This window comes from Anabaenopsis arnoldii (genome assembly GCF_028331025.1).
Taxonomy (GTDB): Bacteria; Cyanobacteriota; Cyanobacteriia; order Cyanobacteriales; family Nostocaceae; genus Anabaenopsis; species Anabaenopsis arnoldii.
This window is the reverse complement of the sequence record NZ_JAQMUH010000007.1, coordinates 20597-40141: the sequence shown is the minus strand read 5'-3', so window position 1 is coordinate 40141 and position 19545 is coordinate 20597. Positions and strand designations below refer to the sequence as shown.

Here is a 19545-nt window from a genome sequence, read left to right as displayed (position 1 = left end):
GATTGATGGCTAGTCGCTACCGTAAGGAAGATGCTGTCACCCTTGCACCTAGGGGGTGGGATTCTCACCCACATGAACACACAGTTATAAGAGTCTGGTTTTACCCAGTCTTACCTTCCGTCCCTGAGCATAAATGCTCATTTAGGAAGAACGAATCGCACCATAACTAAACCATCATACCCTCATCACCCTGAAAGACTATCCAGCTTTACCACAAAGCTCGAATCGGTCGCTGACTTGTTGTGGTAGGGGAAGAAGAAGTAGTAGCTGACTGGACACCGGTACTTCTGCTACTTGATAAAGTCTCAGAAGTTGAAGATGAATCATTACTTCTGGAAACGCTAGTCCTGGGAGGGGGAGAAAAACTATCCTGAGCAACGTCACCCCTGCTGGGAGTGGGTCTATCGTTGCTTGTGCTCCTGCTAGGAGAAGAGCTATTAACATTAATATTAGCAGGGAGTACCCTGGATGTTTTGCCATCCGGAACATCATTACCGGCGGTTTCTTGTCCACCTATGGGAAAGTTGATACCCAACAATGTACCAACCAAAATTGCCAAGCCTCCGCCCATGAGAATTATTGGAGTCCATCTACCCATCTTAATCTTTATCTCCTTTTTTAACCTAACCTTATGGTGTCCATAGCATTTGAGGACTAAATAGAATAAGCTCGAATTTTGCGAATTTCACATCCCCCATTAGCTTATATTGACTTTTCTTAGGCAGTGCCGTTGTAGGAGAATGGAGAGGTGGGCTGCTGGCTTTGTCTGAAACCACTGGCAGTCGCTCCTAAATGGAAACCAAAAACATCACACTGCCAGTCTTTGAGGTCGGACACCTTACCTTCTACCTTGACCGCACAGTTACCACAAATGGGAATTCCTCCCCCAGTGATTACCTTAGTACCAGCATTGTAGAGGTGAATACTCTTGAGGAGCAAAATTCGACCTAATTGATCTACCCCAGTAGAACTCAATTGTCTTAGCTTGATAGTTTCAACCTTGGGCATACCTGAATTCCCAAATTTGCCTTTTGTTATATATTGACACATTGCTACTCATTGTCCCGCAACTTGCAGTTTTATGACCACAGACCCATCACCTCAACTTTGGCTATATGACACCACGCTAAGAGATGGCACTCAGCGCGAAGGTCTATCACTTTCTATAGAAGATAAAATACGCATTGCCCGTAGATTAGACCAGATGGGAGTTCCCTTCATCGAAGGTGGTTGGCCTGGTGCCAATCCCAAAGATGTTGAATTCTTCTGGCAACTGCGCGAATACCCGCTTAAAAAAGCAGAAATTGTGGCTTTTTGTTCCACACGCCGCCCTCATAGTACCGCTAAAACTGAAAGCCTGCTGCAACCAATTCTGAATGCTGGGACTCGTTGGGTGACAGTTTTTGGTAAATCTTGGGATTTACACGTTACAGCCGGTCTCAACACGACTTTAGCAGAAAACCTAGCCATGATTCGTGATACTATCGAGTATCTTTGTTCTCAAGGGCGACGCGTCATTTATGATGCAGAACACTGGTTTGATGGCTACAAGCACAATCAAGATTATGCCTTACAGACATTAGAAACCGCGATCGCATCGGGCGCCCAATGGCTAGTTCTGTGTGATACCAATGGCGGTACTTTACCCCACGAAATTAGTCAAATTGTCACATCAGTTATCAGTCATTTGTCATTAGCCGCTAATCAACAACCAATCCCCCTTGGCATCCACACTCATAATGATTCCGGTACAGCAGTAGCTAACGCCCTAGCCGCCGTCATGGCAGGCGCAAAAATGGTACAAGGAACAATTAACGGCTACGGCGAACGCTGTGGTAATGCTAACCTGTGCGAATTAATTCCCAATCTACAACTCAAGCTTGGTTATAGCTGTATCTCAGAACACCAGCTAAATCAACTTACAGAAACAAGTCGTTTTGTGAGTGAGGTGGTCAACCTTGCCCCCGATGAACACGCGCCCTTTGTGGGAAGTTCAGCCTTTGCACACAAAGGTGGCATCCACGTGTCAGCCGTAGAACGTAATCCCCTGACTTACGAACACATTCAACCAGAACAAGTTGGTAACCGTCGCCGCATAGTAATTTCCGAACAATCTGGGTTGAGTAATGTGTTAGCCAAAGCTCGTACTTTTGGCATTGAACTAGATAAAGACCAACCAGCCGCTCGACAAATTCTGCAACGCCTCAAGGAATTAGAAAGTCAAGGATACCAATTTGAAGCAGCAGAGGCGAGTTTTGCACTGTTGATGTACGAGGCCTTGGGTAATCGTCAGCAGTTCTTTGAGGTCAAAGGCTTTCAAGTACATTGTGATTTAGTTGAAGGTAAAGAAACTAACAATGCCCTAGCGACTGTTAAAATAGCTGTGAACGGGGAAAACATTTTGGAAGCAGCAGAAGGAAACGGACCAGTAGCCGCGTTGGATACGGCTTTACGCAAAGCCTTGGTCAACTTTTATCCCCAAGTTGCCACCTTTGAACTAACCGATTATAAAGTCAGGATTCTCAACGGACATACAGGTACTACAGCTAAAACACGTGTATTAGTAGAATCAGGCACTGGTTATGAACGCTGGACTACTATAGGAGTTTCACCCAACATTTTGGCAGCATCCTATCAAGCAGTGGTAGAGGGATTGGAATATGGTTTGTTGTTACATCAGGTCCAACTTAACCTTGAAAACTTGTAAATGAACGGAAATAATCATTATTACCCATTCCATCCCATTTTCTAGATAACTTCGTTATTTAGAATGGGATAATTCATCGCGTAGTCAGCACAGAAAACAAGAATGAACTACCCACAGTTCGTTTTTAGCAAAACTTTCTGTAGATTTTTGTCGCTTCTTTGCCCCTACTGGCCGCATCGCTCCGGCAAGCTTATGCTTACTGGTAGATGCGGTAGAGATAGACGACTCTGCGACTACGAAGCCAGTTCCTGACTCCGGTAGAATTCCTTTTGCCCAGTAAAGCATTACTTGTGCAGCGGCAATGTCGCGGTCTTGTATATAACCACAAATAGCACAATTATGCACCCTCATGCGCCTAACAAGTAATTGGAACTTACTCAAATCCCCTCTGCACTCTCTGAACTACGTTCAGATACATTTGAGAGGTTTTCGTAACTTGATATCGTAGGATTATATCTCAAGTGGGCGATTTTCTTAACTCACTTATGTCAATACTTGTCAATATAAGTATAGTTTTGTCTATAAAATGTCAGATGAGGACTAGCTCAAAACTTATCAAACATCCTCTAAGATGAGTAAGCGGGGGAATCAAAACTTTATCCCCATTCCCACAGGGCGACTAATTGAACGCCTTAAACAACTTTGTCTAGAATATGGGATAAAATTAACAGTTACTGAGGAAGCGTATACATCAAAAGCGTCTTACCTGGATGGCGATCGCCTCTACAAACATGGTGAAAAACCCAACGGATGGAAACCGTCAGGTCAAAGGGTAAAACAGGGATTGTACAAAACTTCTACGGGGATACTGGTAAACGCTGACTGTAACGGTGCCGCAAATATCTTAACAAAAGTAGCCACACAGCTAGGTGTTAGCCTAGCCAAGGTGGGTAGGGGAGCCTTGACACTCCCAAGACGAGTTGATTTATTTAAGGGATTAAGTAAATCATATCGTAAACGTTGCGTAGCAAGGCTTGGGCCTGCGTAGCAACATCGGTTTAGAATCCCCTGTGTTTCAACCAGGGGGAGATGTCAACACCAGATGTCAGCAAACAATGATCACAGAAATACTTTATTTAGAAATTCCCACACCCGAAAGCACCCCTGTACTAACTTGGCTGCAAACTGACTTTGAACCAGGTTTTGGGGAAAAATTGCTCACCCCCGATGGTTTTCGCTTGAAAATACTCACAATCAACAAAAATCCACCAGGGGAAGATACAAAAAAAATACCGCCCGAACTTTCTGTATTCCTCTGGTCAGTACAGCGAACCACTTATCTCAAAGTGTTTCGTTGGGCAAATCAGCCGCCCTATGGACTTTCAATCAGAGAAAAAGAAATTGTGCAACGTCTGACTAATCAAATGCGGGAAAAATTTCCGCATAAATATCCTGAACCTCCGGGTATTGATGCCCAAACATCGATTTTTGAGGCACTAGCAACCTCTTACCCCCTCACAGTTAAATATTTTCAGCGCATGCCCAATGGCGAATATGATCTCAATCGTGCCTATTGGTGGGAGCAAAAATGGCGGGAAGGAGTACGTAATCCTCAAAAACCCCGACAGGTAGTTTTTAGCGGATCGCCAGAGTCGCAGGGCGTGACATCTTCCTCCTCCCCTATGTATGACTTAATCTACATCGGTGGCGCATTAGGCGTAATTCATGCCGCTGTCATGGCCAAATTAGGATATAAAGTCTTGCTGGTGGAACGTTTGCCTTTTGGGCGGATGAATCGAGAATGGAATATTTCTCGTGATGAACTTGAAAGCTTAATTCATTTGGGTTTACTAACACCTAGCGAGTTAGAAACTTTAATTGTCCGAGAATACAAAGACGGATTCAATAAATTTTTTGATGGCAATAATCCCCCAAAATTGCGATCGCCCATCTTGCATACACCCACAGTATTAAATATAGCGCTAGACTCCGATAGATTACTGCAAATGTGTGGGCAAAAACTACGAGACGCTGGCGGTGAAATCTGGGATGAAACAGAGTTCATACGTGCCGATATCAACTCAACCCAAGTTGTGATTACAGTCAAGGATTTACCTAGTCAAAATCAGCAGCAAGTCAGCGGGCGATTATTAATTGATGCCATGGGAACCGCATCCCCCATCGCTTGGCAATTAAATGGCGGTCGTGCTTTTGACAGTGTATGTCCGACAGTGGGAGCAGTCATCTCCGGGGGATTTGACCCAGGGGTTTGGGATTCCCAATATGGTGATGTACTTTACAGCCATGGAGATATTTCTAGGGGAAGGCAGTTAATCTGGGAATTATTTCCCGGATCTGGCGACGAATTGACAATTTATTTATTTCATTACCATGAAGTCAATGAATCTAACCCTGGTTGCTTGCTGGAAATGTATGAAGACTTTTTCACTATCTTGCCAGAGTATCGGCGCTGTGACCTAGATAAACTAGAGTGGAAAAAGCCGACATTTGGATATATACCTGGACATTTTAGTATAGGAAGTAGCGATCGCACCATCGCCTTTGATCGATTAATTGCTATTGGTGATGCCGCATCCCTCCAGTCTCCTCTGGTGTTCACGGGTTTTGGGTCCTTAATTCGCAACTTAAACCGTTTAACAACACTTTTAGATACAGCCCTCAAGCATGACCTGCTCAGTTTCCGCCATTTAAACAGAATTCGCGCCTACCAAAGTAATGTTGCCGTAACTTGGCTATTTTCTAAAGGAATGATGGTTCCCACGGGGAAATTTTTGCCCCCCCAACGGATTAACTCCATGCTGAATACCTTCTTTGGTCTGTTAGCAGATGAACCACCAGAAATAGCAGATAATTTCATTAAAGATAAATGTGATTGGTGGACTTTCAACCGACTAGCACTCAAAGCAGCTCGCAAAAATCCAGCCATGCTGTTATGGATTTGGCAACTAGCTGGATTCAAAGATCTAGTCCGCTGGATGGGTAATTATTTTAATTTTGGTCTTCATTCCTTAGTCAGTACTTTACTGAGTGGATGGTTCCCGCACTTCTTGCTGCAAACTCAACCCTGGCTGGAATCACGCCATCCTGCACTATGGTTCCGGCTCTTGGCGATTAACTACGCCATCGCTGCTGGTAAAAAAGGAACAAAAAATCAGTTAGCACTGAATAATTCAGATGCCATTATTCCAAAATCAGAAGCAAAAATTCTGTAGCTTGGGTGGCAAAGCGATGTAACCCTGGGTAAAGCCAATTCACAAATCTGATTTGGCTCTATTAGTGATAGTTGTTATCTTGACGATTTTTCGATAAATTCGGTAGTTCTACTGATAATAAAGACCTGCGCACTTTTGGATCGCGCTGGCGATTAACCAGGGGTGATGGTGATTTCGCATCGTTGGCGTAATCTGCAAAATCATTTGAGGTGGAATCGGGTTTATACAATCGTGAGTTTTCTAACAAATATTTTTCCCATTCTATGGGTTGCCTAGGGGAGCTATCAGGCAAAGTGTAGGACTCTGGGGAATGTTCTTCTGTTGGAAGTATTTCCAATTGCTGATTGTCCTTTGTGGGATACTGGGGGCTCTCACTTTCCCCGGTTGTGTCCATACTCTCCCAGATAGGTGCCACCGTTTCATTGCTGTCTACATTCATCTCAGCAGGGGCCAGTGAGGCAGATTCTGGCTCACTAGTAAAAAACAATTGGATTAGAGTATCCAATTGAGTATCTAGCTTTGATGAATCTACAGATGAAATACTTTCTGATGTACTCGCAGAGTCTTCCAGTGGAGCAGATAGTTGTGTGGGCGCTGGTTCTTCTAGAGAGGGAGCAGGCCTGTCTTGCTGAATTGATGGAGAATTATCACTCCTAGATGGAGGTGAGGCAGATAGATTGCTGCAGGGGTCTATAGATTGATTCCCAGAAGAATCAAATTGGTCTGTGAAAGATTCTGATTCTGCTGACCAGGGTCGAATAGGTTGGACATTAGGCAACAAAGACCGAGCCTTTCGGGAAAATCTCGTTTGGTGGTTGGCTGTATAGTCTGAGGAATCATTAACCACCGGTGTCTCTAGGCATTTTTCGAGAGCGGCTTTGAATTGCAGGGTCTGGCGTTGTTGTCGCATGAGCCTACTATGTAGCTCTCGACAAGCATTTTCCGATTGTAATACCTGTTGAGACTGTTCGTTATAGTTAGTTTGCAGCAGCGCACATTCTCGCTCTAATTTAGCCAGGCGTTGTTGGCTAATGTGTAATTCTGCCTTATAAGTTTCAATATAGTTTTCTTGGCGTTGAATGGTTTGTACAGCCGTTTCTAACTCTTGGAATAGAGATTTAATTTGTTGTTGAGCCGCGGCCAGTTCTTGCGTGTGTTGGTTCAACATTGACTCGGCGACACTAGAACGCCTTTTCTGCCACTGCAAAGCCTTTTCTGATTCAGCCAGCTGATCTTTGAGATGCTCTAGCTGCTGATACAAGTCATTATTTGCCCCTCGCAATTCTTCATTCAATGCCTGTAGAGAAATTGTATGCAACTGCTCTACATTTTCACTATCCACAAGTATTTCTTGTTGACTGTTAGGCGTCTCCACCCAGTTTGATGGGTTTTTAATTGTCTGGGAGTCAGGAGTGTGTACTTCTGGCTCTGCTTCTACCGCAGGTGTGAGGATCTGCAATTGTGTATTTGCCATATTGTCAGGAGGTACAATGGAGTAAAATGGACAGATTAGCCGTTATGGCTACGCCACGTCAGCTATCGGTTGTCGCGAATTATCAAAGTTTAGGGATTCCATTTCAGCTATGACCAATTCCTTCAGGGTTAGGGTTCCTATGGTCTAGTCCACGCAAGCCATCAGGCAGGGGTGAGTGACAACATTACCGATCCAAAAAAGCTAACTAATGCTAACAAAAGTCTGCTTTTTTTTCCTGTTTCACCCTAGAAGTGTCGGCACTATCTAGTCCACAGGCTAACACGGTCAATCTGGCCGCTTCTTGTTTTAAATTCATCGCCGCGTTGAAATCTCTGTCAATCTCAAAGCCACAACTATCACATTTAAACACTCTTTGAGATAATGGCAGTGATGATTTTTTCTCTCCACAACTTGAGCAGGTCTTACTACTGGGATAAAATCTATCCACAATTACTAACTTACTGCCATACAGTTGTGTTTTGTATTCTAGCTGTCTTCTAAATTCATAAAAGCCCATATCGGCAATAGCTTTTGCTAATTTACCAGCTAACATCCCCGACACATTCAAATCTTCTATCCCTATAACCGCGTGGTTTTTGCTAATATAGGTGGTGATTTTGTGTAATGTATCTTTTCTGGTATTAGCTATTTTTTGGTGTAGTCTTGCTATTTTGATTTGGGCTTTTCTATAATTATTTGAACCTCTGAGTTGATGACGGTTCAAGTATTGCATTCTTGCTAATTTAGCTTCAGACTTATTATAACTTTTTACCCCATTGAATATTTCTCCTGTTGATAACGTTGCTAGATGATTTATTCCTAAATCAACTCCTACAAAGTCTTGATTTTTGGGTGTTGAATTTGGGTTTACCTCCAGTTTCCACGAGATAAACCACTTATCAGCTTGTTTACTGATGGTGACAGATTTCGGTTTATATCCAGTCGGGAGAATTTCATAAGTTTTTATCCAACCAATTACGGGTACTTTGATTTTTCTATAATCAATTTTTATTGCACCATCTATGGTAAAAGAATCATGTCTCCCTTTTTTCTTAAATTTAGGAAAGCCTTTACTTTTTTTGAAGAAGGATTTAAAGGCATCTGACAGATATCTTAATGCGTATTGAGGGGCGCATTTAGAAACTTGATAATACCAAGGATGGGTAGATTTAATGGCTGCTACTAACCATTTATGTAAATCTATAGCTGTGGGAAATTTGATTTTGTCTTGAGGATTAAGTTTGTTATGTAATAATACCTGTTGACAAAGTGCTAACCCTTGATTCCAAGCGTGTCTGGCTACTCCTGCGTGTTGTCCCAGTAGTAGTCGTTGTTGCTTGTTGACTTTGAGTTGGGTTTTGAATCCTAGTAGCATACAGTGATTTTACTATAATTCTGTCACCAAGCGAAAAGATGACAGGAAATTTTGAGCAAATGTGTGTGTTTGTGAGTATTAGTTAAGAAAACAGTAACTAGCTACTAACCCTCTGGCTAGGCCACAAAAGCTATTAGAATCACGGCAGATTTTAGTGTAAACACTACCAATATACAGGGTTGATGACAGATTGTGAGAAATGATTTTCAGTTACTTGACTTTTATTCACATTTATGGATGTTATTTATTTTATCCTTCAAGGCAACCAACGGGGATGAAATCCTACGAAAGGTAGTTTCTCTGGTTTGATTGTAGTCTGTGACGTATCATCAATAGGCAATAAAGGCATTAACCACAGGCTACTAGTAGCGATCGCTTCTCCATCTTGTGTTTTGAGTACACTTGCAGATAAAGGCTGCTGATCTATTTGTGCTGTTACTTGATCAAAGAGCAGGCCTAAACCATCTGGTGCTAAACTCATTTGCACGTTCCGCTGTTCAGTGGGTAGTAATAATAGTGGTTTTTGTTCTCCAGTTTTCAGGTCAATTGCGACTACATAAGGCTGTTCTATATATTCTTCATCAGATATGAGCTGTGTCAGCAAGCAATAGAGAGTTGGTGAAGCTGGGTCAAATTGGCAGTTGTGAATAGAACCCGTGGTTTTTAACAAGGGTTTCTGGATGCCTTGATTGGTTACCAAAAATAAGTCCCTTGTATAATCTGTATTGAATTTGACCATTGCTGCTTGAGAGCCATCTTTGGAAAAAGACTGTACTAACCCGAACTGTGGGAGGTAGTCCAAAGGTTTGCTGGCATCATTTTGTATTGGTAAAATCGCCGCCCCTTGACCTTGAGCAACTGCGACGGCTTGACTATCAGGAGTGATCATAAAGTCTCCCCCTGGTTCACTTTTGAGGCGTTGGGGGGTGGGTCTTTCTCTGGTATTGCTAGTGCTGGGCATAAACCATAACCCAAAATCGCTGGGATTATTTTTGTTGCCGCGTTGAACCACAACTGTTTTACCATCTGGGGATAAGTCAAATTTGAGGTTTTGATATTGCTTGTTGTCTAACAGCAGGTCTATTCTACCTGGTGGTTCTGCTGGTGTTTCAGGTTGTGCAGAAATACCTGTGGTTACAGTATATAATTGAGCCGAGAGTAAGTCTGGGTTATTTTTGGTGCGAGCCAAAAATAAGATTTTTTCCCCATCTGGAAATGGCTTAAAGTCCATGACAATCAGGTCTTTGGGGGTAAGTATGTTTTTTTTCTCTTGAGTTAAGTTGTAAAGAACTAACTGACCTTGATGTTCTGCATCGGCCCCTATGTAAATAATCACGCGATCGCGGGATCTAAAGTTACCAACAAAGGGGTGGATAACGCGATTTTTCCCTTCTTGTATAGCAAACCTATCTCTGGCATCTTGCAACCGCACTTGATAATTTGTACCATAGGGTGCTGGTGTGAGCAGTGTATAAACCATGCGCCGGCCGGCCCAACTAATTTTACCTGCTAGGGGCGGTTCAATTCTCAAGTTTTCCTCGACGCTTTGAACGTCCATAGGGCGGCTAAAGTTGAGAGTGAAGGCAATATCATCTGCTCCGATTTGTTGATTTTGCCAAGTAAATTCCCGGACACTAGCTGCCACCAGATCACCTTTAAGTATCATGAATCCAATCAGGAGACTCACTAGGATCATCAGTGAAATCGCCACGCGATCTAGTGGTTGGATCAAGGTCTTGGATGTAGCCATTTTTCAGTGATTAAGTATTAATAACTATAAGGATTCCGAGGTTGGGGAATTTGTTTAATGGAAGTAGCAGCAATAGTCAGGTTACGTTTACCAGCGAGAGTTTCCGTGATCATTTTTCCTTCTACTTCCAGCCAAGTGTCAGGGGGATAGCGCTCTTGATTTTCTGGTAGTTTGACTGGCAATCCTACAGGATAGGCATCTGCGGCACAACAAGTAAGCACAAATCGCGCCAGAAAAATATAGTTTTCTCCTATGTTGGGTGGATGAACCACAAATCCCTGAACTTTGGCATTTTGACCTGTATATGAATCTGGTTCTGGGTAAACGTTAAGTGTCCGCGCCCAATCCACAAGTGAGCGATCTTCTGGGCGAATAGAAGGGCGAAAGGACTGGGGTTGAACGCGTCCGGTGGATAATAAATCAGTCACACCCAGCTGCATGGCGGTGTCGCTAGCAAAAACCCGGGGTGTAATCATTAAACCCAAAATCGCAACTGTTAATAATAAAGCACTACCCCATCCAGGGGGAAATAAGTTCATGTGCTGAATATTCGATGTATTAGCCAGGCGGCGTTTTCGCCAAATCTCTCGCATCTTCAACAACCCAATAATCAGGAAAGCTATACCACAACCAATGACTAAACCAAAGAAATTGGGGTGAATCAACAAGTACAATTTACCTGATAGCCAGTATTGCAGCATCAAAATCCCCCAACTGGTGATCGCTAAAGCATCTAGCCAGGGGAATAAGATATTTTGCAGGGTAATTTTGGTTTTTTTAGCCATTTTTCAACAGTGATAAGTCAGTAGTCAGTGGAGAAGAAAAAAACCTACTGACAACTTAATAAAGTACAAGGTTCAAAGCACATATAAGTTCATGAACAGGGTGAACAAAAATGTCAACTGTGCGGCTAAAGCAAATAAGTAGAATATAGTTTTGGGATGAAAAACAGTTAACATTAATCCCACACTTTTAATGTCAACCATAGGGCCAAATACTAAAAATGCCAACAGGGAACCACTACTAAAAGCCGAGGCGAATGACAGGGCGAAAAATGAATCGACGGTGGAACAGATGGATACAACTGCAGCTAATATCAGCATGACTACAATTGAGCTAACCTGTCCCGCACCCAGGCTGAGGATTAATTCACGGGGAGCAAATACTTGCACAGAAGCGGCGATCGCGCTGCCTAAAATCATGACGCCGCCTAGCTCTCGCAATTCTTGGATGAGATTATCCAAAACTAATTGTAGTTTATCCATCACAGATTTACCGGAACTGACAGATGGGTTCGTGGCTGGTAATAAGTTAGAATCTAACCGTGTGGTAAGTCCTGCTTTTCCTCCTAAAATATAAGTTCCGGATTTCAACGCACTGGTGAATCTGCTTGGTTTTACGTAACCTCCACCAGGGACTTCAGTGTCTGATTTCCCTGGTGGGTTAAATTTGAGATAACGAGCGATCGCTGGCTGAACAAGGGGACTTATATCTTTTTGAAAACTGAAAACCATGCCAATAATTACGGCGATTAATAGAGAAAATACCACTCGTAAAACTACTATTTCTGGCTGGTCTCGAAAGGCTAACCAAGTTGCCCAAATCACAATTGGGTTAATCGTCGGTGCTGCTAGTAAAAAACCAATAGCCACGGGTGTGGGGACTCCCTGCATCAGCAACCGCCGTGCTACGGGGACATTACCGCACTCACACACCGGAAACATAAAACCGATGAGACTACCTGCTAAAGCGCCTATAAAGGGGTTTTTAGGCATTCTGGCTACTAATTGCCGCTCGTCGATAAAAATTAGCAGCACACTGGAGAATAAAACTCCCAACAGCAAAAATGGCATCGCCTCGACTAGCAAACTCAGAAATATAGTGAAACCATTGTTCAGTTGATTCATGGGTGTCGCAGTCAAAAGCGTTTGAAAGTTTTTACGTTATGTTTAAACATTGTATCGGAATGGGGATCAAAAGCATCTATGGGTAAGTTAAGCTTATGGGAACAGGAAAGTAGTGTTTTGTTTCTAGTTACCCTTAAGGGATGATGAAGGCTAGGGAGTTGTGGATAGTTTTGCTCAAATGTGTGCATTTACTGATGCTGACTGATAGTCAGATTGCCCCCTTGCTGAAATTGTTCCGAGTTTGGGGGAATAAACATCTAGCAGAGTGAGATTTGATAGACTAATATTTATACTTGGTTTGATCTACTGGATCAAGATGTCATCTTACCTGAAATTTCATAAACTGTTCATACTGTTTAAATATTCCGCGTTAACATCTCGCCTCCTTGAAAGCTCTGCGGTGCACACACAAAAAATTAAATTACTTCAAATCCTTGTAAAACTCTTCTGTGGTGGGTATACTTCCACAAGGTCACTACAAGTCATACCCGCGGTTGTCTACCTTAACCACATGAAATTAACGGTAGGTCTTTAGACAAGGGGGGTGTCAAACCAAGTCGGGTGAATTATCAGAGTCACAGAGCATTTGCACCAAGTTTTCTCCCCTTTGGTAAATATTACGCGCATAGTCTGTCCATGAACCTTGTCCCCAGTAGCGAAAACAGCTCGTTTGTAGCAAAAGGTTATGTAAAAGGAGATTACGGTATTCCACTGAATTAGTAGGCAAGATATTCTCAACCTTTTGATGAAATAAACTGCTTAATTTATGCATGGGTGAGAGCACATTTTCATATCCTGTTACCCAACTAATATGATTAGTCCATGAGGCTCCATCCATGTGAAAGTTAGGATTGATTTGCTTTAATTCTTGAATGGCAATTTCTACAGTTATGGCTACGCCACGCCCGCCATCAGGTTTGCAGTTTTCAGGTGAAAGTCGCTGCCAAATTTGATGTTGTCCTAGTGGCTGACAGGTGGGATAGTCTTTGGTTTGACAACCAGCGGCTGCTAATAATTCTAAGTATTCTGTACCACAGACCCCAACAACCCCAGATTTACCTCCTCCTTGATTTACCATATCTTTCCAAGCTTGTTTGAAAGCACTAGGAAATTCATTCATCATCACACCACCATTTTCACCATCGCCAATTTGGCTAACTATTGGTGGTATTATGATATTTGCTACTTGTTGTTTAGCTAAAGTTTTGGCTTCATAGTAAGGCTGCATCTGAGCCACTAATTTGGTATCTGAACCTTGGGTTTTAATCAGGGCTGTAATACTAATTGTTTCACCTTGAGAATTGCGGGCTATCAGACGATGTGGTAAGTGCTTATGGGTGAGAGATTCACCGCTAATTGTTTCTACAGAATGTTCTTGTACAAGTAACCAACGATAGCCACATTCCTTGAGAGCTTTGATAAATGCAAATAAAGTATCCGGGTGATTTGGTAGGTGCATTTCTGGGGGGGAAAATCCTTTGACTCTTGCTAATGCTGGCCAGCCAAAGATGGCAGCAAAGTGATGTTGCCATGCCACGATATGCAATTTAATATCGGGTATGGGTGTGGAAGAAATGACAGCATGACCCCACATTGTCCCGAGCCATTCTACATAAGGTTGATAGGTGGGATTGCAGGTGATTCGTTTGAGATTATCCAAAATATCCTTACGTCCCATTTGTCTGAGTCCCCACAAAAGATTACCAGAGTAATCCAACATCACACGGGGATTGCAACCTTGATGGACAAGTTCGGGGATCATGTCCCCCATACGGCTGTAACAATAGGCGAAAGCTGCGGCGTTATGGTTATCCCCTTCGTGAGAATGTTCAAACATATATTGCAGATTGCTAATTAATCCGCCATCGGGTCCAGCTGGTATGGTTGGCTGGTGCATATGTAGGGCGATGGCAAAGACTGCATTTACATCCTCTAAGCGGATATTTGTTGAGGGTAAAAATACAGGCGCATCATGGTTAACTACAGAGAAGACTTCTGTTTCCCAACCAGAAATATTGGGTAAGTCGTCTATGATTTCCGGCACAGAACTAAGTGTGGTAGGCAATTTCATTTTCCCTGAACAACTACGAGATGGGCAACAAGGCGCTAATTATCATCGGTGCGGTCTTACAAAGATATTCCCATCTTTTTGTTTGAGTCGGTTATGAAGTTTGTTGCTCTTCTGCGGAAAATACGAATTATTGGTGAGCTTGGGGTAAACGAGGGCGAATTGCGGTCAATAGGTTCTATTTTTGGGAATGTTGCCTTTTGATCTCAAAGGTAAAATTTATTCACCGCAGTATGAAATTGTGAGAATTTAACTGGAGAGATAATTTATGTTTTTGACCATAATAAATCGCTAAAACGATAAATTTTGGTCATGAAACTGGGTTTTGCCGGAGACTGTGGTTTTGTCAAGGTTGGCGGGGTGGCGATTTGTAAAATTATCTCTAGTAACCAAGGGGCCAAGCGTTGACACCACACGGCTAAATGACTTTGCCAACCCACTAAAATTTCTGCTGTATCTTTTTGCAATCCAGAGACGAGTACTTGTGCTACTGCTTCGGAACTCATAGGGATCACCCAGCGAAATAATTTTAAGTCCCGCGCCATATCTGTGTCTGTGAGGGAAGGTAATAAGGCGAGGACTCGGATGTTGTGTTCAGCCAGTTCGCGACGTAAGGCTTGGGTAAATCCTAAGATGGCAAACTTGGTAGCTGAGTAAGTGGCCATTGTCGGTGCTGCTACTTTCCCCATCAAACTTGACACATTAACGATTGTTCCTTGTTTTTGGCTGACCATCCGCCGGGCTATAAGGCTGGTGAGGTTGTACATTCCCAATAAATTCACCGAGATTTCTTCTTGAACTTGGGGTAGTTTGGTCTGTAAAAATGAGGTTTGATATGCTACGCCGGCACAATTAACCAGGAGATGAATTGGGCCATAGTTGCGCCACAATTGGGCAACGGCAATATTAACTTCAATTGTTTTTGTTAAATCAATGCACAAAATTTCGGCTTCTACGCCCATGGCTTCGATTTGGTTAGCGACGGCGGTTAATTTTTGCCGATCGCGTGCTACTAATATCAACCGCTTGATGCCTTGTTGGGCCAGCCTCAGAGCGATCGCCTTACCAATACCACGGGAAGCCCCAGTAATCAGAGCGACTTTACCTCGAATATTCATCGGTTATGACCTCCAAAATGGTGTCTTACCCTAGTCTTAGTGATTGCGTCTATCCGCAATCAGAGCTACTAGCTTGGACAAGGTAAGACAAATAATCAGTCGTTGGTAAATAAGCTTGTGGCAACGAAATATTCCGGGACTAAAAGGCACAAATACCTGGGTTTTCAGTCAGATTAACAATCAAAATTTCACACAATTGCCGGAGTGAATATAGCTCATAGGTTTTTCTCTCCTCAATCTCAGAGCGTTCATCAGCGTTGTTGCCATACACACAGTAACAACTAAATCAAGTTATTGCAATATTTTTTAATAAGAATTTCTTAATAACTCTTAAAGAAAATTATATATAGCATTTCCCATGCTCGTGAGGTACAATTTTTTTTAGTTTGAGGGAACAGGGAACAGGGAATTATTGGTGTGTACTTCATGAGACTGAAAAAGGCTTTATTTGATGGGTAATATCCGAAGTTGACAATTAATTTCCTAGGGTATGGAGAAGAGTCAAAACTAGGAAAAGGTGTTCTTGGTTAGCCAACTTCCCACTCCCGGTCAGTTTGTAGATCAAAGAAGTAACAATCAAATTTTATACTAATTAATATCCTTGAACCTAGTATTTATTACGTAAACATCAAGTGAATTAATTATTTGAAAAAATAAAACATCCCCAAGATTTTCTCGGATAGTCCAAAAAACGTCTTAAGGATGTTGGCGTTTGACTTGCTTAGTGATCCAGGCTATAGAGCCGAGGGAAATTCCAGGTAATTATTTAAAAGTTATCCACAAACTGACTTAGGCGTTGGATCACGGGATCAACCTCTTCTGGGGGTTGCTCCTCATCAGTAGTATATGATACTGATATATCTGGTGTGCTTGGAGACTCAATCATTGAACGCTCACTAAGTATATTTACTACATCTGCCATTTGTTGCGTAAGTTGCAAAATATGGCATTCTATAGTCTCCAAACGATGAGATTGTTTTGGGAAAAAACGTTCCTCTAGGTCAGCCACTTGACGTTGCAACTCATCGATTTTTTTTTCTAGTGAATCTGTTGCTACTGTTTTTGGACTAGGTTTTACAGTCTCCGGTATACACAAAGATTGCCATAGAGCCTGCTTACAGATGTCGCTAAAAGTTTTATCAGGCAATCTTTCCAGACAATCCTCTACAACTGCTAACAAGCTTTCATCGGCAACCGATGGGTTGAAGGTGACGGATTTAACTACCTTTTTTGGCCATTGGAACATTAGTTTTAAGACCTAGCAGCTCGAGCGGACAATTGCGCCTCTCCATAAATGTATTGCCCCAAGCTATTAGCCTGGCGGGAAGGGGCGGATAAATGGGCATTTATTTGGGCTTCCTTGAGTAAACGTTGAACGTCGTCCCAGAAAAATTCACCACCGCCTCCAGTGATAATGACATCAGTGACCCGCTCTGGTATCCAAGCTAAGACACGATGACAAATATCTCGAGAAAACATTTCTATGAGGTTAGGTAGAAAATCATCCAGGTTAGTGGGCTTGCTGGCACCTTTAGGACGATAGAAGCGTTCACCTTTGGGTTTGTTGACAGCAGAAATCAGGGCTAAAGATTGACTATCAGATCCCTCTATTTCGGCGGCTACCATTTCATAGAACTTGTTCATGCCAAATTCTTCACTTTGAGAAGCAGCGCGGGCAAAACGGAAGTTATCTACCATTAACATATCAATGGTTTGATGTCCGATATCAACAATTGCGACCGAGATTTTGGTGAAATCTGGAACCCTAGCGCCTGTCTTAGGTTGAGCTTCAGACCAGAGGAGACTACCATATCCTTCTGGCATGACCCAAACCTTGTTAATATTGAGCGATACCGATTCCCCTCGGAAGTTCATCACATGAGGTCCAGTAACTTGACTGGTTAACTGAGCTTTTTCCTTTTCAAATTGTTCTAAAGACAGGAAGGGCAGACCCATGATGACGGAGATTTCATCTTTAAGTTTAAAGTAGCCAGCACAGGCCAAAACCTTGACTAGTGCATCTTCTACTTTAGACTGGCCAACACCTAAATTCGCCCCAAAGTCGGCTGCTAGCTGACCAATAGCATATCCATTACCTTGATACTCCAGCCATAAATCCATGAGAGGGTCAGTAGCCTTGGCTTCAAAAACGCCGCTTTTAACCTCTTCCATAGACATTTTCTTAACGTTGGCAGGTATGAAAGCTACATCAGCTGGTTCACGGTTAATACAAGTTTTAGTAGAAGTTCTACCTAAATCAACACTGAGAATATTTTTGCCGCTAATACTTGACCTATTAGCAGGAGGGTTGGTATTCATCGGGGTAGATGCTGACACCTTATTTAAAGGTATGGCGGCGGCATTCATTGGGGTAGCTGCGGAAGGTTGGTCTGTCATGAAAGCTCCTAATCCTGATTTAACTTTTGCTAATGCCTGAGTGACAGAAATTAATGTGCGGACTTGTAGTATAGAGAGAGCAATTAATATTGCTCTGCTACCTTGCCTATGAAATCAGTGTTTTCCTGATCTCCTAGGGGGGTTGAGTTAGTCAATTCCCATAATTCATTGTCAGCTATACTTTTCTCGACATTTTTACTCAACAACTTTCCTGGATAGTAGCAGATAAATGGGTCAACTAGAGAATCGTCACATGAATCACATTGAGTTTGTTACTTGGTCTTTGATGGGTTGGCTTTAAACAGTCCAAAGCCTAACTTTAGTTTCATGGAGTGAAGACTTTTGAGAAATTGCTGGTTGTATTCTACTCAGGTAGACGATTAAAGGCTAGTGTTACTAGGTGAGTTTTTCCTTGTTGGTTTCCTGGGGAGGGCACAAAGATCAGGGGAGAGTTTGTTTTCCTATGCCCCATGCCCCAGGCCCGTTCCCGTTTTAAATTGTTGGGGTCAATGACTGCACCCGTGTGTGAGATTCCCAATCTAATGGCTTTAAAACCCGATCTTCTAATGCCATTTGCTCAATTAAACTAGCCAATCTCAGAGCTTTCAGGGCTTGTTCACCACCTACCGAAGGTTGATTACCGCCGTGGACGCAATTAATAAAATGCTCTAGTTCTGCACTCAGAGGTTGAACATTAGTGGTGTAAACTTTCTCAATCAAACCATCCTGCCTGTACAGCACTTGTCTATGGTCACTTAGACTATTATTATTAGTTTGTCGGTGAATTAAAATTTCATTTTTGAGGAAATCTGCTTCTGTAAATGAGTTTTTGCAATGAGCCACTATGCGGCGGATTTTCCGGTGGGTAACTTTGCTGGCAGTTAAAGTGGCAACAATACCATTAGCAAAGCCCAAGGTAGCAGTGACGTAATCCAAATAACCAGAATTCACAGAATGAGTACCGCTAGCGGTTAACTTCACCACTGGAGAACCAGCTAGTTCTAATAACAGGTCAATGTCGTGGATCATTAAATCCAGCACCACCGAAACATCATTGGCGCGGTCTGAGTAAGGACTCATGCGATGCGCTTCTAGAGCCAGCAAATTTTCTGTTTTTAACACTTTACTGAGTTCTTTAAATGCTGGATTGAAACGCTCAATATGACCCACTTGCAGAATACACTGAGAATCAGCTGCCGCATTTACTAGGGATTCGGCCTCAGAAATGCTCGCAGCAATTGGCTTTTCAATCAAGACATGAATTCCGGCCAACAAACAGTTGATACCTACTGCGTAATGCAGGCGGGTGGGGACAGCGATACACACTGCTTCTACATGGGGTAGGAGGTCACAGTAATCTTCAAAAAAATGCCCCTTGTATTTACTAGCTGTTTCTAAACCTCGTTCAACATTAATATCTGACACACCTACGAATTCAACATCTTTCATTGAACTTAGTATGCGAGCATGATGTTGTCCCATGTTGCCCACTCCAATTACGCCTACGCGAATTGGTTTTGTTTGATTCCGCTGTGTATATGAAGGTTCTGCCACTGACATGCTATCTTGCACTATT

Annotated in this window: 16 protein-coding genes; 3 read left to right on the top strand and 13 right to left on the bottom strand. The window is 42.7% G+C overall.

The genetic code is table 11. The annotated features are described in order from the left end of the window. Positions 1 to 208: 208 nt before the first annotated feature. Both PN457_RS00650 and PN457_RS00645 read right to left on the bottom strand, forming a co-directional pair. On the bottom strand, positions 209 to 598 hold the full coding sequence (locus PN457_RS00650; RefSeq protein WP_271730640.1) for a hypothetical protein: 390 nt from the start codon (positions 596 to 598) through the stop codon (positions 209 to 211). A gap of 119 nt (positions 599 to 717) precedes the next feature. Beyond that, positions 718 to 1008, bottom strand: coding sequence for a hypothetical protein (locus PN457_RS00645; RefSeq protein WP_271730639.1), 291 nt, complete (start codon positions 1006 to 1008; stop codon positions 718 to 720). Between the two features lie 73 nt (positions 1009 to 1081). On the opposite strand from PN457_RS00645, the gene cimA reads away from it, so the two are divergent. Further along, the gene (cimA, locus tag PN457_RS00640) at positions 1082 to 2707 is read left to right on the top strand and encodes a citramalate synthase (protein ID WP_271730638.1); all 1626 of its coding nucleotides are present in this window, start codon (positions 1082 to 1084) and stop codon (positions 2705 to 2707) included. Between the two features lie 84 nt (positions 2708 to 2791). On the opposite strand, the gene PN457_RS00635 is transcribed toward cimA, so the two are convergent. Then, entirely contained in the window at positions 2792 to 3052 is a 261-nt protein-coding gene (locus PN457_RS00635; RefSeq protein WP_271730636.1) for a hypothetical protein, read from the bottom strand. A gap of 226 nt (positions 3053 to 3278) precedes the next feature. On the opposite strand from PN457_RS00635, the gene PN457_RS00630 reads away from it, so the two are divergent. Next, entirely contained in the window at positions 3279 to 3695 is a 417-nt protein-coding gene (locus PN457_RS00630) for a zinc ribbon domain-containing protein (protein WP_271730634.1), read from the top strand. Between the two features lie 70 nt (positions 3696 to 3765). After that, positions 3766 to 5880: an NAD(P)/FAD-dependent oxidoreductase gene (locus tag PN457_RS00625; protein WP_271730642.1), complete on the top strand. Its 2115-nt coding sequence runs from the start codon at positions 3766 to 3768 to the stop codon at positions 5878 to 5880. Between the two features lie 61 nt (positions 5881 to 5941). On the opposite strand, the gene PN457_RS00620 is transcribed toward PN457_RS00625, so the two are convergent. From PN457_RS00620 to PN457_RS00575, 10 genes are all read right to left on the bottom strand, one after another. After that, positions 5942 to 7354, bottom strand: coding sequence for a hypothetical protein (locus PN457_RS00620; RefSeq protein WP_271730632.1), 1413 nt, complete (start codon positions 7352 to 7354; stop codon positions 5942 to 5944). A 211-nt stretch (positions 7355 to 7565) separates the two neighbouring features. Continuing rightward, entirely contained in the window at positions 7566 to 8729 is a 1164-nt protein-coding gene (locus PN457_RS00615; protein ID WP_271730630.1) for an RNA-guided endonuclease InsQ/TnpB family protein, read from the bottom strand. Between the two features lie 256 nt (positions 8730 to 8985). Further along, entirely contained in the window at positions 8986 to 10479 is a 1494-nt protein-coding gene (locus PN457_RS00610; RefSeq protein ID WP_271730629.1) for a hypothetical protein, read from the bottom strand. 17 nt (positions 10480 to 10496) lie between these two features. Then, the gene (locus PN457_RS00605; RefSeq protein WP_271730628.1) at positions 10497 to 11264 is read right to left on the bottom strand and encodes a TIGR03943 family putative permease subunit; all 768 of its coding nucleotides are present in this window, start codon (positions 11262 to 11264) and stop codon (positions 10497 to 10499) included. 72 nt (positions 11265 to 11336) lie between these two features. Beyond that, entirely contained in the window at positions 11337 to 12386 is a 1050-nt protein-coding gene (locus tag PN457_RS00600; RefSeq protein WP_271730626.1) for a permease, read from the bottom strand. A 547-nt stretch (positions 12387 to 12933) separates the two neighbouring features. Then, positions 12934 to 14457 carry a glycosyl hydrolase family 57 gene (locus tag PN457_RS00595; RefSeq protein WP_271730625.1) on the bottom strand — a complete coding sequence of 508 codons (1524 nt, stop codon included), beginning with the start codon at positions 14455 to 14457 and terminating at the stop codon, positions 12934 to 12936. Between the two features lie 263 nt (positions 14458 to 14720). Continuing rightward, positions 14721 to 15572, bottom strand: coding sequence for an SDR family NAD(P)-dependent oxidoreductase (locus PN457_RS00590; RefSeq protein WP_271730624.1), 852 nt, complete (start codon positions 15570 to 15572; stop codon positions 14721 to 14723). 766 nt (positions 15573 to 16338) lie between these two features. Further along, positions 16339 to 16818 (bottom strand): filament morphology membrane protein FcmC, encoded by a 480-nt coding sequence (fcmC, locus tag PN457_RS00585; protein ID WP_271730623.1) that lies wholly within the window; start codon positions 16816 to 16818, stop codon positions 16339 to 16341. Positions 16819 to 16823: 5 nt separating this feature from the next. Then, the gene (gene fcmB / locus PN457_RS00580; protein ID WP_271730622.1) at positions 16824 to 17969 is read right to left on the bottom strand and encodes a filament morphology actin-like protein FcmB; all 1146 of its coding nucleotides are present in this window, start codon (positions 17967 to 17969) and stop codon (positions 16824 to 16826) included. Positions 17970 to 18461: 492 nt separating this feature from the next. Next, a complete protein-coding gene (locus PN457_RS00575; RefSeq protein ID WP_271730621.1) occupies positions 18462 to 19541 on the bottom strand; it encodes a Gfo/Idh/MocA family protein in 1080 nt (359 codons plus the stop codon). Between the last annotated feature and the right edge of the window lie 4 nt (positions 19542 to 19545).